The following is a 580-nucleotide window of genomic DNA, read 5'->3' on the forward strand; positions in this document are numbered from 1 at the left end:
GCCATCCGGTTCCAGGTGTGGCGGCGGCCGCGGATCGCGACCGAGTACTCGTACATCACCTCGGGGTCGCACATGCCCGGGATGAAGGAGTCGCCGAAGTGGTGGGCGTCGAAACCCACTTCCTTCGCGTTCAGGGCGAGTTGGGGCACGACGTTGGTGTGCGAGCCTTCCTGGCTGGTGCCGATGGCGCCCATCACGACGGCGCCGGCGTCCTGTACGGCGGCGACGGCCGTGGCGGCCAGTTCCTTGGTGACGCCGGGCATGGTGCCGGGCAGCGGCATGACGACGCCGTCGGCGCCCGCCTCGACCAGGTTGGTGAGCCGCTCGACGGTGATGCGCTCCGGGTGGCCGGCGTGGTGCATCTTGCCGCTCCACAGGGCCACGTCGTCGCCGAGGCCCTTGCGCAGCTCCTCGGTCACGCGGGCCATGCCGTCGAAGGAGCCGCCGGTGCCGGGGTTGGCGGTGATGCAGAGCATCGCGGCGCCCATGTCGATCAGGCGCTTGGCGTGCTCGGGCTTGGCGCGGCGGATCTCGGGGACGTCGCCGGGCTCCAGGTTGATGCCGATGGGCCGGCCGATGA

General features: G+C 71.2%; 1 protein-coding gene. It reads right to left on the reverse strand.

Annotated elements, in window-relative coordinates:
• Positions 1-580, reverse strand: a 580-nt coding sequence (locus ACFQVC_RS42485; protein WP_381842171.1) for a DUF7916 family protein, incomplete at both ends; no start/stop codon positions are given.

This window comes from Streptomyces monticola, assembly GCF_042665355.1.
Taxonomy (GTDB): domain Bacteria; phylum Actinomycetota; class Actinomycetes; order Streptomycetales; family Streptomycetaceae; genus Streptomyces; species Streptomyces monticola.